We start from the raw sequence: 14,858 nt of genomic DNA on the forward strand, positions 1-14,858 counted from the left end.
GCCGCATGATGCCCCGCTGCCGGGGCTGCTGAGTCGGACGCGTCGCGTTTTCCGAGGCCCTGGACCGGGGCCTCGGCTGTTGTGCGCGTCGGAGCCCCGCCCCCTTCGCAGGAGGTTCCGATGACCACGCACCCGCCGGGTCCCGCACCGGCCCCGTTCTACGTCACCACCACGATCCCGTACGTCAACGCCCGCCCCCACCTCGGCTTCGCGCTGGAACTGGTGCAGGCCGACGTGCTGGCCCGGCACCACCGCCGTGCGGGGGAGCCGGTGCGGTTCCTGAGCGGCACGGACGACAACTCGCTGAAGAACGTGCTCGCCGCCGAGGCCGAGGGCGTCCCCGTGCAGGAGTTCGTCGACCGCAACGCCGCCGCCTTCGCCGCGCTGGACGGGCCGCTCGCGCTGTCGCTGGACGACTTCATCCGCACCAGCCGCGACCCCCGGCACCGCGCGGGCGTGGAGCGGCTGTGGCGCCGCTGCGCGGCGGCGGGCGACCTGTACCGGACGCACTACGAGGGCCTGTACTGCGTGGGCTGCGAGCAGTTCTACACCCCGGGCGAACTGGTCGACGGCCGCTGCGCCGAGCACGGCACCGAGCCGCAGCCCGTCGCGGAGGAGAACTGGTTCTTCCGGCTGTCCCGTTGGACCGGTGTGCTGCGCGAGCTGATCGAGGACGGCCGGCTGCGGATCGAGCCCGCCGCCCGGCGGAACGAGGTGCTGGCCCTTCTCGCCCGCGGGCTCCACGACTTCTCCGTCTCCCGCTCGCAGCAACGGGCCCGCGGCTGGGGCATCCCCGTGCCGGGCGACCCCGGGCAGGTCGTGTACGTGTGGTGGGACGCGCTGGGCAACTACGTCACGAGCCTGGGCTACGGCGATCCGGACGGCGCGGGGTCGCCGGAGTACGAGCGCTGGTGGGCCGGCGAGGGGCGCCGCGTGCACCTGGTGGGCAAGGGCGTGCTGCGCTTCCACGCCGTGTACTGGCCGGCCATGCTGCTGTCGGCCGGACTGCCGCTGCCGACCGACATCCTGGTCCACGACTACCTCACTGTCGACGGCCGGAAGATCAGCAAGTCCGCGGGCACGACCGTCGATCCGGTCGAACTGGCCGCCGCCTACGGCACCGACGCCGTGCGGTGGTGGCTGCTGCGCGAGGTGCCCAGAATCGGGGACGCGGACTTCACCCGCGAACGGCTCGTCGCCCGCTCCGACGCGGACCTCGCGGGCGGCTTCGGCAACCTCGTCAACCGGGTGGTCACCATGGTCCACCGCTTCCGCGGCGGCACGGAGCCCGCGGGCGCGGGCGGGGAACCGGAGCCGGGTACGGAGCACCTGCGCGCGGTCTGCGACGGCGCCGCGACGGACATCGCCCGGGCGCTGCACGAGGTCGACTTCCGGGGCGCCGCCGCGGCCGTGTGGCGGATCGTCGACGAGGCCAACCGCTGCATCGACGAGACCCGCCCCTGGGAACTGGCCCGCGCCGAACGCCACCACCGCAACGCCCCCGCGGGCCGGCGCCTCGACGCGGTGCTGGCCGCCCTCCTCCACGCCTGCCGCACCCTCGGCGACGAACTCGCCCCCTTCCTCCCGCACGCCGCGTCCCGCATCACCGCCCAATGCGCCTCCGCCCCCGACGGCACCCTCCCGCCGCCCGTCCCGCTCTTCCCCCGTCTCGCCCCGGCACCGGGGGCGCCACAGGCGCCGTGAGCCGTGACGCGGCGCGCCGCGGGCCCGTCCCGGAGGCCGGGCCGCGGCGTTCTGCCGGGCGGCCACCGGGGCCCCGTCCCGCGCGTCGGCTCGGGTCTGCTGCTCGCAGGCGATGTCATCGGTCTCTGGAACCGTGTGGTTGTGCATGCTGATGATCAGATTGGCGAGGGTGTCCCGGTGGAACTCGGAGCGTTTCTCCGGGGCGGTGCGGACGGTCCGGTGAAGATCGTTCCCTGCGTGTGCGGTGGTTGCGGCGGGCGCGTGTTCCGCGTGCTCGTCGATGACCTCGAGGGTGGAGCCCAACGGGAGTGCTCCGGTTGCGGTGGCCGGGCCTTCATCGCGGACAGCGAGGAGTACTGGGCGGACGCGGACCCGGGCACGGCTGGTTGCCCCTGCGGAGGCGAGGAGTTCGAGGCAGCCGTCGCGTTCGAGCTCACCGACGATGGATCGGTCCGCTGGGTGAGGGTGGGTCTGCGGTGCCGGAGGGACCGAGCGGTGGGGGTGTATGCCGACTGGAAGATCGACTACAGCCCCGCCGATCACCTGCTGGGCATGGTCTAGTGCCGTGCCGTGACCGGCACGGTGTGTTCGCTTCATCCCGCGGCCGGGGCAGGGCTGCTGCGGGACCACATGGTTGTCAGCGGGGCTGGTAGTCGAGGGTGCCGAGGGGCCAGTGCGTGGACAGCCAGGTCGTGACGGCCGCATGCAAGGGCGCGTCCAGCTCGGCCTTGTCGGCACGGACCCAGGAGCTGACCTCGGCGTCGTGGTCGTCGCTGCGGGAGGGATAGATGTAGACGCACCCGATCACCTCGCCGCCGTCGGTGTCGATGACGGTGTAGGTGAATCCGCGGCGCTGAGCGAAGTCGTCCGCGTGACGCCGCAGGTCGGCGAGGTTCGCCTCCAGGGTCATCCCGTCCACGGGTGGCCATTTTCCGTCCGGGAAGCCCGGGGTCGCACGGATGTGGTCGATGCTGCTGGTCCACGCCGCGTGGTCGGCGGCGTTGTGCTGCGGTCCCAGAGGTTCCAGCCGGAACCGCGGGGTGATCAGCTCCGCGGGGACGGCGAAGTCGTCGGGGACGAAGGCATGGTCGGTCATGGGACCGAGGCTATGAGGCAGGGCTCACGGCTCGCACCTGGATTGCGCACGCCGCTCGCGCGGTGACCCAGCCCCACCGGATGCCCTTCTCCCCGCGGACCGTCAGGCGCCCGCCGGGGCCGGTTCGGGGCGGGGGTCAGGGCCGGAGGCGGTGGGCTCGCGGCGGACGAGGGAGACGCGGGTCCACAGGACGGCGGCCTTCAGGGCGGAGCCGAGGGCGAGGCCCCAGGCGGCGCCGGGGACGGCGGCCAGGGCGTAGCCGGAGATCATGAAGGCGATGGAGGCGAGGGAGAAGACCACCTGGATGGGGAGGGTCGCCCGGGGCTGGAGCACACGCAGGGTGAGCAGGGCGCTGGTGCCCGCGGCGATGGCGGCGTACTGCGTGCCGGTGGCGGGGAGCAGACCCTCCGCGGCCTGCCAGGTCGCCCCGAGGAGCTGGCGGCCGAGCCGGTCGGGCAGGGCCGTCAGCACCGCCGTCCAGCCGGCGGCGACCCCGGCGAGGACCCCGGCGAGCACGGCGGTGGCCCGGACCTGGCCGCGCATGCCGGGCACGCGGCCCAGCAGCGGCGGCCCGAAGGCGGTGGCGGAGTTGAAGAGCACGTTCATCGGCCCGAAGAGGGTGGTCGTACCGCGCAGCGCGCCGACCGCCAACGGGCTGGCGAACAGGCCGAGTCCGACGACCGCGAGCTGGCTGGAGGCGTTGCCGACCCCGTACTCGACCACGAAGCGGCGCCCCAGGTGCCCCTTGCGCAGGAAGCGCCGCAGGTCCGACGGCGCGCCGCGCAGCCGGGGCGCGAGCAGCGCGACGCCCGCGAGCAGCGCCGGCACAGCCGACAGCCCCCAGACGGCCACCAGCCGCGCGGGCCCGGTGCCGTGCGGCTGAAGGGCGAGCGCGGGCAGCGCGACCGCGAGCCGCAACACGTCGCCGACCAGGGCGAGATGCGGCAGGCGGAGGGTGGAGAAGCAGTAGCGCAGCCCGTCCTGCGTCAGGACCAGGGGCAGCACCAGCCCGAGGACCGCCAGCGCCCGCGCCGTCGGACCCGGTACGAAGAAGAGCACCGCCGCCATCGTGGCGCCGACGACCGTCGAGGCGACGGCGACGAAGCCGGCCGCCGAGCGGCACGCGGCGTGCACCGCGGAGTCCTCGCCGCGCTCCAGCACCAGCGCCTGGCCGACGTAGGAGACGCCGACGCCGAGCAGCACGGAGAAGACGGCGTAGACCATCGAGAAGACCGAGAAGCCGGCGGCGCTGGAGAGCCGGGCGGCGACCACGAGCACGAGGATGTTCGTGAGCGCGGCGACGCCCTGGTCGAGGACCGAGCAGACGATGGCGGCCTTGGCGCCGGGCGCCGGCCGCCCCGTCACCGGGTCACCGTGCGCAGCGGAATGGTGTCCGTGGTCTTGTCCCCCGTCGTCAGGGCGGGGGCGGGGGCCGTGGCCGTACCCGTCGCCGGGCTCTCCGCACTCGCGCCGCCCGAGGCGCCCGCACCGGCTGCCGCGGCGCGCGGCGCGGCGGCCTTGCGGCCGCGCCGGGCGAGCCGCCGCCGCGACCACCAGCCGCCGCCCGGGGAGCTGTGCAGGACGGAGCCCAGCACGGTGCTGCCCGCGCCGCTGATCAGCTGGCGCACCCGGTCCAGATCGGCGCGGTGCACGGCGTGCGGGTCGGCGACGACGAGGACGCCGTCGATGCGGTCGGCCAGCGCCAGCGCGTCCGCGTACGTCAGGACCGCCGGGGCCAGCACGACGACGGCCGAACCCGGCTCGTCTGCCTCCGCGAACAGCCGGCCGGCCGCGGCCGAGGTGAGCGCGCGGGCCACATTGCGCACACGGCGTCCCGGCACGAGGTCGAAGGAGCCCGACTCGCCTGCGTCGACGGGCACTTGGATGCCCGCCGGCCAGCCGCCCTCGCTCAGCTGCGGGGAGCGCGCCCAGCCGGGCCGCGAGCCGTCGGCCGCGCGCAGCCGCGCCGAGAGACCAGGGGTGCGCAGGTCGGCCTCGACCAGCAGCACGTCCATGCCCATCTCGGCGAAGGACGCGGCCAGGTTGACCGCCACCGCGGCGGCCGTGTCGCCGACGCCGCGCGGGGCGACCACCAGCAGCCGCCGCCGGTCGGCGAAGCGCTGGTCGTAGGCGAGCCGGAAGGCGACCGAGCGGTACTCCTCGGCCAGGCGCGGGTCGGCGTGGTCGACGGCGAGCAGCGGCCCGTTCCTGGTCCGCGGCAGCGTGCCCAGCACGGGCGCGCGCAGCGCCCGTACCACGTCGCCCTCGGAGCGTGCGGTGGGGTCGAAGACCAGCCGCACCCAGGCGGCGAGCAGTCCGACCGCGACACCGACGAGCGCGCCGAGGCCGAGCATCATCGGCAGCCCGGGGCCCGACGGCGCGGACGGCGGGGTGGCGACGCGGTTCCAGTTGCCGGGGGTGGTGTCCAGGGACTGCAGTTCGGTGATGCGGCTGCTGAGCTCGGAGATCCGGCCGACGAGCGTGGCCTGCACCGTGGTGGCCGCGTCGAGGGTCGGCCCCTCGCCGAGGTTCGCGATCTGCTCGTCGAGCTCCTTGCGCTGCTTGACCACCGGGGCGAGCTGCTTCTGCAGGCCGTGCACCGTGTTCTTGATGGTGTTCTCGGTGTTCTGCTTGCGCGCGTCCATGAACGCCGTGGCCAGCGCGTTGGCGCGGCGGGCCGCCTCGTCCGCGTCGGAGTAGGTGTACGCGAAGCGCAGCACCACGGTGTTGGGCGGGTTGGTGACCTGGAGGTCGGACTGGAGGCCGGCGACCGCGCGGCCGGACAGCCCGAGCTTCCTCGCGGCGCTCTTGGCGATCTCGTTGCTCATCGCGGTCTGCCGCTCCGAGCCGATGTTGATCGACTTGTCGGGCGAGGACGCCCCGGCGGCGAACGGGTCGGTCGTGGCCGCGCGCAGCACCACCTCGCTGGTGGCCACGTAGGTGTCGCTGCCCGTCAGCGCCAGGTAGCCGCCGCCCAGCAGGCCGAGCAGCACACCCGCCACGAGCAGCGCGCGGTAGCGGATGAGCTGCCGGAACTGGTCCCGGAGGAGATCCGGTTCGTCCTGTGCCTCGGACAGCTGCGAACCGTGTGGTTGATCACTCACGTGCGTGGAACCCCCCATGCGTCCGACCCCACAGGATCGACACCTTGCGTCGTCGTGTCCAGTGCTTCGGCGAGCAGCGCGCTGATCCGTGCCAGTCCCGCCTCGCGGCTGAGGTGCGCCGCCACGTACGCCGGGCCGCGGGCGCCCAGTTCGTCGGCGGCCTGCGGGTCCTGGGCCAGGGCCCGGACCGCCTTCAAGAACGCCTCCGGGTCCTCCGGTGCCACCAGCAGCCCGGCCTCGGAGCGCAGCACCTCCTGCGCGGTGCCCCCCTCGGCGGCGACGGAGGCGACGACCGGGCGCCCGGCGGCGAAGTACGAGGTCAGCTTGGACGGGATGCTCATGTCCAGCACCGAGGCGCGCTGCGTGACCGCCAGCACGTCGGCCGCGGCCAGCACGTCGGGGAACTCGGCGTCCCCGGCGGGCGGGGCGAACTCCAGGTTCGGTACGTCCGCGGCCAGTTGCCGCAGCCGTTCGCGCTGGTTGCCGTCGCCCATGAGCACGATCCGCACCGACGGGTCGCGGCGGGCTGCCTCCACCAGTACGTCCAGGCCCTGCTTGAGGCCCATGTTGCCGGAGTGCAGCACCACGATCTGCCCACGTGCCCAGCCGAGCCGGGCCCGGGTCTCCTCACGGGGGGCCGAAGGACGGGCCACATGGGACCAGTTGGGCACCAGGCGGATGCGGCCCCGGTCGACGCCCATCGCGGCGACCTTGTCGACGAAGGTCTCGTGGATGACCCCGACCAGCGTCGCCCGCTTCAGCGCGTAGGCCTCCGCCGCGCCCGCGACGGCCGCCGCCCGGTCCCCGCCGCGGATGCCGCTCTGCGCCGCCGCCGCACCCATGAGGTCCTGCACCACGGGTATGTACGGCACCTTGTGCCGGGCCGCGACCCGGGCGCCGATCACGCCGCCCGCCAGGCTCGGCATCTGCGCCACCACCGCGTCCGGGCGGATCCGCGGCGCCGCCACCAGGCCGTGCGCCAGCACCGACGCCTCGAACAGGGCACGCCGCAGCGCGGTCTGACGCGGCGGCACGGTGTGCCGGCGGCGGTGCACCGTGACGCCGGCGCGGTGTTCCTCGGCACGCCACACCCCCCGGTAGGCCGGGTCGAGGCGCCATGACGGATAGTGCGGCATCCCGGCGAGTACATGGACCTCGGCCCCGCCGCCGTCGGGCGTCGCCCAGTGCTCGGCGATCTGCGTGGCGTACGGGCCGATACCCGCGTGCTCGGGTGCGTAGTTGGTGGAGACCAGCAGCAGAGTGCGGCCCTGGAACTCGGGCACGGACGGACCCCTTCCCCCCAGAAGTGACCAGAAGCTCACCTTATCCGTTCACCGGAGAAACATGCTGCCTTCACGCTAATGTCTGAGACTCCGCAACTCGCGAGAAGGTTGTATTCCTGTGGGGGGATTGACACCATGTCGCATCGAGTGGGCTATGCGCCCGGGGTCTACGACCTGTTCCACGTCGGGCATCTGAACATCCTTCGGCACGCCCGCAGTCAGTGCGACTACCTCGTCGCCGGAGTGGTGTCCGACGAGATGGCCGCTCTCGCCAAGGGGCGCACACCGGTCGTCCCGCTCATCGAACGCCTGGAGATCGTCCGCAGCGTCCGCTTCGTCGACGCCGCCTTCGTGGAGACCGTCCCCGACAAGCTGGAGACCTGGCAGCAGGTCCGCTTCGACGTCATCTTCAAGGGCGACGACTGGCGCGGCACCGACAAGGGGCTGCGGCTGGAGCGGGACTTCGCCGGCGTCGGTGTCGAGGTCGTCTACTTCCCGTACACCGTGCACACCTCCAGCACGCAACTGCGCCGCGCCCTGGACGCGCTGACCACGCCCGCCGCGGGAGCCTCCGTGCAGTAGGCGCGCGGCCGGCGGTCAGCGCAGCAGCCTGCGCCGGTCGGAGCGCAGGGTGGTCACCAGGGCGAAGCAGATCAGCGCCACGCCGATGCGGCCCGAGGCCTGCAGCAGCGGGCCGCGCAGCAGGATGAAGGAGTACCCGGCGATCAGCGGGATCACGATCGCCATGACGTTGCCGGGGCGGCGGTCGACGGCGGTCCGCCGGGCGTAGAGGCGGTCGCCGCGGGCCGAGAGATAGCCGAGGCCGAGGAAGCCCGCGACGACGCCCCCGGCGCCGAAGTCGATCCACAGCTCCGCCCACATGGGGGAGGAGAGGTTGACGTTCTTCATCCCCATCCACTGCCCGATCATGACGCCGGTGTCGCGCGGTTTGCCCGGCCACACCGAGCGCGGCACGAAGAAGAACGCGGAGCCCGCGATCTGCCGCCCGTAGAAGTGGCCGGGTCCGCTGTCGGCGAAGGTGACGGTGTTGGCGAACATGCCCACCTGGTCGTAGTCCTTGACCGCCAGCGGCTCGAAGACCGACGTGGTCTCCACCGGCTTGTAGCCGCCGTCGTCGTACCGGAAGCGGTCGGCGAAGGGGAAGACCACCAGGGCCCCGATGACGCCGAGGGCCAGCGCCGCCCGGTACATCGCGGGGCTGCGCGGGAAGGCGGTGAACAGGAAGGAGAACAGGACCGTCAGGAACCAGTAACGCGGGTTGGAGACGGGGTTGTTCACCACCGCGTTGAGCAGCAGCAGAGCGACCCACGTGGCGATGACCAGCGGCCGGCGCCGGGCCCGCCGCGAGGTCACCAGCCACCGCGTGAAGATCAGCAGGGCGACCAGCGCCGGCACGGTGCCGAAGCCGCGCAGGAAGGCGGAGCCCACATTGGACTCGGCGGAGGCGGCGCCGTCGGCGCGGATGGTGTCGGTGATCGCCTGCCGGCTGCTGAAGAAGGCCGCGGGACCGCCGAGTTTGACGACCAGCAGCGCGCTGCCGGCGAAGGCGACGGCCGCCAGCAGGAACACCCGCCTGCGGTGGAAGGACGCCGAGCGCTCCCGCCGCCGGGCCCGGCGGATGGGGCGGTGCCGCGACAGCAGCGCGCCCACGTCGAACGCCGCGCAGCCGATGAGCACCAGCACCACCGCGGCCAGCAGGTCAGCCCGGGTGCCGACCACCGGCGTCGGCGTCTGGTCCAGCACGTCCTGGGCGAGCGGGGCGACACCCATCGCCACGTACACGAAGAGCCAGAACGAGCCCTGGATCAGCTTGCGATGGGCGGTCAGCGCCATCACCGCGAGCCGGATGCCCGCGTAGCAGGTCAGCACCATCTGGAGCCAGAAGACGGTGTCCCGCACCCCCGGCCCCGGCTGCACGGCGACCAGCGCGGGCAGGAACAGGCCGAGGCCCAGGATCAGCGGCACCGCCAGCGCCCGGGACAGCAGTGCCCGCGGCGAGACGGCCGGGACCTCCACCTCCCCCAACGGCAGGTCCCGCGACTGGATTTCGTGCGTCTGAACTGCCATGCAACAGCCCCCCAACGATTCCCCTCGGGCAGTCTATAGATCCGCCTGCCCCGCAACCGTGTACGCCGATAATCTGTGCGGACCGTGCCGGGGGAGGGCACCGGGGCGGGGGACACAGGGGGTTACTGGGGGTGCGCCGTGACGGCACGTGATCTGTCGGCCTTCACACTGGCCGGGTACGACAAGGGGCGGGGCAAGGCGGTCCAGGCCCTGTGGTTCGCCGTGATGAACACCGTCTTCGCCGCCTGGTTCTGCCCCGCGCGGCTGCGGGTCGCCCTCCTGCGCGCCTTCGGCGCCACCATCGGCGAGGGCGTGCTCATCCGCCACCGGGTACGGGTGCTGTGGCCCTGGAAGCTGGCCGTCGGCGACCGCACCTGGATCGGCGAGGGCGCCTGGCTGCTCAATCTGGAGCCCATCACCCTCGGCGCCGACGTCTGCGTGTCGCAGGAGGCGCTGCTGTGCACCGGCAGCCACGACCACCGCGCCGTGGACTTCCGCTACCGCAACGCGCCCATCACCGTCGAGGACGGCGCATGGGTCGCCGCCCGCGCCATCGTGCTCGCCGGGGTGACCGTCGGCCGGCACGCGGTCGTCGCCGCCGGCACCGTGCTCGCGAAGGACCTGCCGGAGCTCACCCTGCACACGGCCGACGGCACGCGCCCGCTCAAGGAGCCCCAGTCGTGAAGGTGCTGCACGTCGTCACCCTGCACACGCCCACCAACGCCTTCGGCGGCCCCACCCGGGTCGCCCTCAACCTGGCCGGCGGACTGCGCGGGCGCGGCGTCGACGCCGAACTCGTCACCCTGGGCGACGGTTTCCCGCCGGGGCGGCTGCCCGACGAGGTGGAGGGCGTGCCCGCGCGGGTCTTCCGGGCCCGGCACGTCCTGCCGCGCTTCGAGGTCTCCGGGATCACCTCGCCCTCGCTGCTGGCCGGCGCCCGCCGCCTGGTGCGCTCCGCCGACGTCGTCCACGTCCATCTGATGCGCGACCTGATCACCCTGCCGGTGGCGGTGGCGGCACTCCAGTGCGGCCGGCCGCTGGTGCTGCAGACCCACGGCATGATCGACCCCAGCGACAAACCGCTCGCCAAGGTGCTGGACGCGCTCGCCACCAAGCGGCTGCTGCGCCGCGCCGACGCCGTCCTCCACCTCACCGACTGGGAGCGCGGCGACCTGGAGGCCGTCGTCGGCGCGGGGAGACTGGCCCGTCCCGTACGGCTGCCCAACGGCACCGCGCTGCACCGGCCGCGGGCGCGCAGCGGCCCGCCCACCGTCCTGTATCTGGCGCGCTTCCAGACCCGCAAGCGCCCCCGCGACTTCGCCACCGCGATCCCGGAGGTACTGGAGCGGTACCCGGACGCCCGCTTCGTCCTCGCCGGCCCCGACTCGGGAGAGCTGGCCGGCACCTTGGAGACCGTTCGGGAGCTGGGCGTGACGGACGAGGTGCGGCACGTCGGGCCGCTCAGCCACGCCGAGGCGCTGGAGGCCTTCCGCGCCGCCGACGTCTACGTCCTGCCGTCGGTGGACGAGCCGTTCGCGATGTCGCTGCTGGAGTCGATGTCGGTGGGCACGCCCGTGGTCGTACGGGAGTCCAACGGCCTCGCCCCAGACATCGAACGTGCGGGCGCCGGGCGGGTGGTGCACCGCCCCGAGGACATCGGCGAGGCGGTGCTCGGCCTGCTGGAGCCCGGGGCCAACCAGGCGGCTTCGCAGGCCGCCTGGCGGCTCATCAGGGACGAGCTGTCTCTGGACGCCGTGCTCGACACCCTCCAGGAGGTGTACGAGCGGGCTATGAAGGCGCCCGCTCGCGGGCCTTCAGCCCGATCTGCCAGCGGTAGAAGCTGAGCGCCAGCGCGTAGTCGAAGCCGGCGCGGCCGTCGAGGAAGCCGCGCCGGGCCACATAGGTGTAGCCGAAGAAGAGCAGCGGCTTGAACGGCACCTTCTGGAACAGCCGCCCCTGATGGGTCTTCAGCCCGCGCACCTGCTCCTTGGCGCCCGGGTGGTGCTCCAGCCACGCCTCCCAGTCGGAGTAGCGGTTGTGCCGTTCGAACCAGGTGCGTACCGGGTCCAGGTCGCGGTGCTCGATGCGCCCCTTGAGCTGCCCGACCGGGCCCTTCGCCGTCGGCTGGTAGTGGCCCTCCTGCTCGCCCATGCCGGGCGCCGCCAGGTCGTCGACCTCGGGGTAGGAGACCCGCGTGCGGTCCAGCAGCGACCGCTTGACCACCGTGTGGCCGCGCCGCAGCGGGCGTCCGGCGAACCAGTACAGCAGCGGGATGTCGAAGGCGGCCGCCGTCACCGGCCGGGAGAAGACCTCCCGCAGTTCGGCGATCAGCTCCGGCGTCGGCACCTCGTCGCCGTCCAGGAAGAGCAGCCAGGGCACGTCCGGGTACACGTTCTCCAGGCACCACTGCTTCTTCTTCGGATACCCGCCGTCCCAGGTGTACGGGACGACCTCCGCGCCGTGCGCCACGGCGATCGCACAGGTGTCGTCCGTACTGCCCGAGTCGACGACCACCACCGCCTCGAAGTGCCCGGCGACCGCGTCGACGGTCGAGGCGATGTTCTCGGCCTCGTTCTTGGTCGGGATCGCCACCACCGCGGGCAGCCTGCTCACGAGCTGGGTCATCAGCCCTCCCTGGCCCAGGCGAAGCAGCCGCGGGAGCCGAAGGTCCCGGCGGCGGTGGTGACGGTGACCTTGTGGGCGGTGCCGGACTTCGTCCCGACCGTCCACGTGCAGTCCTTGGTGGGGGTCAGCGCGCGGTAGGTGCCGGGCGTGATGACGCTGCCCGCCTTCGCCTTGGCGCCGACCGTGTAGGAGCCGTCCGCGAAGCCCGTCTCGGCGGCCTTCAGGATGGACTCCTGCTTCGGGCACAGATGGATGACCGCGCCCTTGGCACCGCCGATCTGGCCGGTGATGATGCCGCCGATGGCGGCGTCCTCGTCGACCTCGGCGACGGAGGCGATGCGGTCGCAGGTCTCCTGGCCGAGCTGGAGCACGGCCGCGGGGTCGGTGCCCTTGGGGACCCGGCCGGTCAGATAGGCCTTCTCCTTCTTGGTGAAGGAGCCGGTGACCGGGGTCAGTTCGTCCTGGGGGACCTTGGGCCCGCTGGGGACGGCGTCGGAGGCGGGATCGGCGGGTGCGGCAGGTGAGGCGGTGGCGCCGGTGGACGCGGTGGCGGGCGCGGTCGCGGTGGCGGCGGGGGCGGATGCGCCCTGCGCGACGTCCTTCGTGCTGGAGCCGCTGGAGCAGCCGGTGAGCAGCACCGCCGCCGCCGTCACGAGGACGGCGGCGGCGAGGCGGACCCGGCGGTGCGTACGGGTCATCCGTTCTTCCCCAGGGTGTAGTGCTGGGCGATCTGCGCGGCCGACAGGACGCCCGGGTAGATCGCGGTCTCGTCGATGGACCCCGCGAAGTAGTTGCTGGTGGGGCGGCTGGTCCAGCCCGACAGGTTGTCCCCGCCCACGTGCCAGTAGCCGGTGTAGTCCGTGCCCCCGGTGATCAGGAAGCTGGACGCCTGCAGCGCGCCGTCGACGTACAGCCGCATCCCCGTCGAGCCCTGCGTGGCGACGACGTGGTGCCACTGGCCGTCGTTGTAGGCCGCGGAGGTGGTGACGGTGCGGTTGCTGCCGCTGCGCACACCGAAGATCAGCCGGCCCGCGTTGGTCATGTAGACGTGCTTGTCCGTGGTGGCGCTGATCTCGGAGGTCCGGTCGCCGAAGCCGACGAGCTTCCCGCCGGCAGTGGTGGTCGTCCTGAACCAGGTCTCGATGCTGTACGAGGACGGCCGCGTGTGCTTGGCGTCGCTGTACGACCACTGCGTCGTGCCGTTGTACGTCACCGCCGTACTGGCCGAACCGGTCAGCGCGCCCGGGCTGACGCCGCGGGTCGGGCCGCCGACGTGGTTGCCCCCGTCGTCCGCGGGGGACTCGTCCGCGGCGAAGGTGTTGGCGGTCTCGTTGTAGCGCCAGTACAGCGTCGCGCCGTCGGCGAGGACCTGGCTCGGGTAGGCGTCCGGCACGGACGCCGCGGTCACCGTCTGGGTCGGGGACTTGACGGTGGTGTTGGTGCCGTCGCTCGCGGTGACGCGGTAGGTGTACGTCGCGCCCGCGGTCACGTCGGTGTCGGTCCAGGTGAGCTGCGGCCGCACCCAGGGCAGCGACGAGGCCGTCGTGGTGTACACCGGGGTCGTGCCGCCGTTCTTGTACACGCGGTAGGTCAGCGAGCTGTCGTCGAGGTCCAGGCTGGTCTGGATGTGCACCTTGACCGAACCCGGCGTCACGCTGGAGACGTTGACGTTGGGCGTGGTCGGCACACCGGTGTCCGGGCCGGAGGCGAAGCGGGTCAGGCCCTGCTGCGCGACCCCGTTGACGGTGGTGAACTCCCCGCCGACCCACAGGTAGTCGGTGCCGCCGGAGGAGGCCAGGCTCATGGCGCGCGGGCCGATGCCCTCGCCCAGGCCGTCGTTGGTGTCGGGGAACCAGCCCAGCTTCGCCGGGTTGTCGACGCCCTGCGCGAGCAGGTGCTTGCGCCGCTGGTTGGGGTACTCGTTCATGGTGCTGCAGTCGTGCGCGTGCGAGCCGCTGTAGAGCACGGATCGGTAGACCTCGACCGACTGGGTGGCGCCCAGGCAGGTGTCCCGCCAGCGCTGGTTGAAGTCGCTGAGGTTGATCGCGATGCGGCCGTCGAACACACCGCCGCCGGTGCCCTCGTTGCCGGTGTAGAAGCCGGTCGCGTCGGTGGCGATGTCCTTGACGACCGAGGTCGACGGGACGAAGGAGGAGCCGTAGCCCTTGACCACCGCGCCGCTGCCGGCGTCGACGACGGCCAGCGCGTGCGACGCGGTCCCGTTGACGCGGTCGAAGTCGCCGCCCAGGACGAGGTTCCTCCCGTCCGGGGTGAGCGCGAGGGCGCGGCCGGGGGCGTCGCCGTCGGCGGTGAAGGGGGTGACGTCGCCGGAGGTGGTCACGGCCGCGAAGTCGCTGCGCGCCTGGCCGCCGACGGAGGAGAAGTCGCCGCCGAGGTAGACGGTGTCGTCACTGACGGCGAGGGCGCGCACGGTCGCGTTGACCGAGACCCCGAAGCCGGACTTCACGGCGCAGGTGGCGGTGTCGATCGCGGCCAGGCTGCTGACCGGCGTCCCGTTGACCGCGCCGAAGAAGCCGCCCGCGTACAGGGTCGTGCCGTCCGGCGAGACGGCGAGCGCGCGCACGGTCGCCGTGCCCGTGCCGACGGTGAACGACAGGCTGCAGCCGGTCGGTGCGCCGGTCGCCGCGTCGAAGGCGGCGAAGTTGACCGCCTCCCGCTCGCCTCCGCCGCCGGCCGCCTCCCCGGACGGCCGTACCGACGAGAAGGTCCCGCCGGCGAAGACCGTCCCGTTGGCCTCCGCCATCGCGAAGACGATGCCGTTGGTCTGCCAGGTCGGCAGACTGTCGGCGGTGATCGCCACCGGCGCGGTCAGCGCGCCGGCCGGCTGCGATGCCACCGCGCCGGCCGCCAGCGAACCCGCAGCCACGGTCAAGGCGGCGGATATGGATCTCAGCTTTCGCTTTCTCATGTGCCCCCCAAGGCCCCAAGAGCCCGGGC

At 73.1% G+C, this 14,858-nt stretch carries 13 protein-coding genes; 5 read left to right on the forward strand and 8 right to left on the reverse strand.

Annotated features, from left to right (window positions below):
• Nucleotides 1–120: 120 nt before the first annotated feature.
• Together ACFWVC_RS30570 and ACFWVC_RS30575 are read left to right on the forward strand one after the other, a co-directional pair.
• Nucleotides 121–1,704, forward strand: coding sequence for a methionine--tRNA ligase (locus tag ACFWVC_RS30570; RefSeq protein ID WP_384294533.1), 1,584 nt, complete (start codon nt 121–123; stop codon nt 1,702–1,704).
• A 141-nt stretch (nt 1,705–1,845) separates the two neighbouring features.
• Nucleotides 1,846–2,265, forward strand: a complete 420-nt coding sequence (locus tag ACFWVC_RS30575) for a hypothetical protein (protein ID WP_384294538.1) — start codon at nt 1,846–1,848, stop codon at nt 2,263–2,265.
• A gap of 76 nt (nt 2,266–2,341) precedes the next feature.
• On the opposite strand, the gene ACFWVC_RS30580 is transcribed toward ACFWVC_RS30575, so the two are convergent.
• The 4 genes from ACFWVC_RS30580 to ACFWVC_RS30595 form a co-directional block, all read right to left on the reverse strand.
• The gene (locus tag ACFWVC_RS30580) at nt 2,342–2,800 is read right to left on the reverse strand and encodes a GNAT family N-acetyltransferase (RefSeq protein ID WP_384294545.1); all 459 of its coding nucleotides are present in this window, start codon (nt 2,798–2,800) and stop codon (nt 2,342–2,344) included.
• Between the two features lie 102 nt (nt 2,801–2,902).
• Nucleotides 2,903–4,165, reverse strand: a complete 1,263-nt coding sequence (locus ACFWVC_RS30585) for a hypothetical protein (RefSeq protein ID WP_384294550.1) — start codon at nt 4,163–4,165, stop codon at nt 2,903–2,905.
• Complete coding sequence (locus ACFWVC_RS30590) at nt 4,162–5,904, reverse strand: lipopolysaccharide biosynthesis protein (RefSeq protein ID WP_384294554.1); 1,743 nt, start codon at nt 5,902–5,904, stop codon at nt 4,162–4,164. The genes ACFWVC_RS30585 and ACFWVC_RS30590 overlap by 4 nt, the downstream gene beginning before the upstream one ends.
• The gene (locus ACFWVC_RS30595) at nt 5,901–7,157 is read right to left on the reverse strand and encodes a glycosyltransferase family 4 protein (protein ID WP_384294676.1); all 1,257 of its coding nucleotides are present in this window, start codon (nt 7,155–7,157) and stop codon (nt 5,901–5,903) included. The genes ACFWVC_RS30590 and ACFWVC_RS30595 overlap by 4 nt, the downstream gene beginning before the upstream one ends.
• 165 nt (nt 7,158–7,322) lie before the next feature.
• On the opposite strand from ACFWVC_RS30595, the gene ACFWVC_RS30600 reads away from it, so the two are divergent.
• Nucleotides 7,323–7,769 (forward strand): adenylyltransferase/cytidyltransferase family protein, encoded by a 447-nt coding sequence (locus ACFWVC_RS30600; RefSeq protein WP_384294558.1) that lies wholly within the window; start codon nt 7,323–7,325, stop codon nt 7,767–7,769.
• A 15-nt stretch (nt 7,770–7,784) separates the two neighbouring features.
• Here ACFWVC_RS30600 and ACFWVC_RS30605 read toward each other — a convergent pair whose 3' ends face one another.
• Nucleotides 7,785–9,275: a hypothetical protein gene (locus ACFWVC_RS30605; RefSeq protein WP_384294563.1), complete on the reverse strand. Its 1,491-nt coding sequence runs from the start codon at nt 9,273–9,275 to the stop codon at nt 7,785–7,787.
• Between the two features lie 138 nt (nt 9,276–9,413).
• Between ACFWVC_RS30605 and ACFWVC_RS30610 the strand changes: the two genes are divergently transcribed.
• Complete coding sequence (locus tag ACFWVC_RS30610) at nt 9,414–9,959, forward strand: WcaF family extracellular polysaccharide biosynthesis acetyltransferase (RefSeq protein ID WP_384294567.1); 546 nt, start codon at nt 9,414–9,416, stop codon at nt 9,957–9,959.
• On the forward strand, nt 9,956–11,119 hold the full coding sequence (locus ACFWVC_RS30615) for a glycosyltransferase (RefSeq protein ID WP_384294572.1): 1,164 nt from the start codon (nt 9,956–9,958) through the stop codon (nt 11,117–11,119). The genes ACFWVC_RS30610 and ACFWVC_RS30615 overlap by 4 nt, the downstream gene beginning before the upstream one ends.
• Here ACFWVC_RS30615 and ACFWVC_RS30620 read toward each other — a convergent pair.
• From ACFWVC_RS30620 to ACFWVC_RS30630, 3 genes are read right to left on the reverse strand one after another with little or no spacing between them, the layout of a single operon-like run.
• A complete protein-coding gene (locus ACFWVC_RS30620) occupies nt 11,064–11,900 on the reverse strand; it encodes a glycosyltransferase family 2 protein (RefSeq protein ID WP_384294578.1) in 837 nt (278 codons plus the stop codon). The genes ACFWVC_RS30615 and ACFWVC_RS30620 overlap by 56 nt on opposite strands.
• Nucleotides 11,900–12,598, reverse strand: coding sequence for a hypothetical protein (locus tag ACFWVC_RS30625; RefSeq protein ID WP_384294582.1), 699 nt, complete (start codon nt 12,596–12,598; stop codon nt 11,900–11,902). The genes ACFWVC_RS30620 and ACFWVC_RS30625 overlap by 1 nt, the downstream gene beginning before the upstream one ends.
• Nucleotides 12,595–14,829 carry a LamG-like jellyroll fold domain-containing protein gene (locus ACFWVC_RS30630; RefSeq protein ID WP_384294587.1) on the reverse strand — a complete coding sequence of 745 codons (2,235 nt, stop codon included), beginning with the start codon at nt 14,827–14,829 and terminating at the stop codon, nt 12,595–12,597. Before ACFWVC_RS30630 ends, ACFWVC_RS30625 begins: the two co-directional genes overlap by 4 nt.
• Between the last annotated feature and the right edge of the window lie 29 nt (nt 14,830–14,858).

Origin of the sequence: Streptomyces sp. NPDC058691 (assembly GCF_042714775.1) — a bacterium.
In the GTDB taxonomy this organism is placed as follows: Bacteria; Actinomycetota; Actinomycetes; order Streptomycetales; family Streptomycetaceae; genus Actinacidiphila.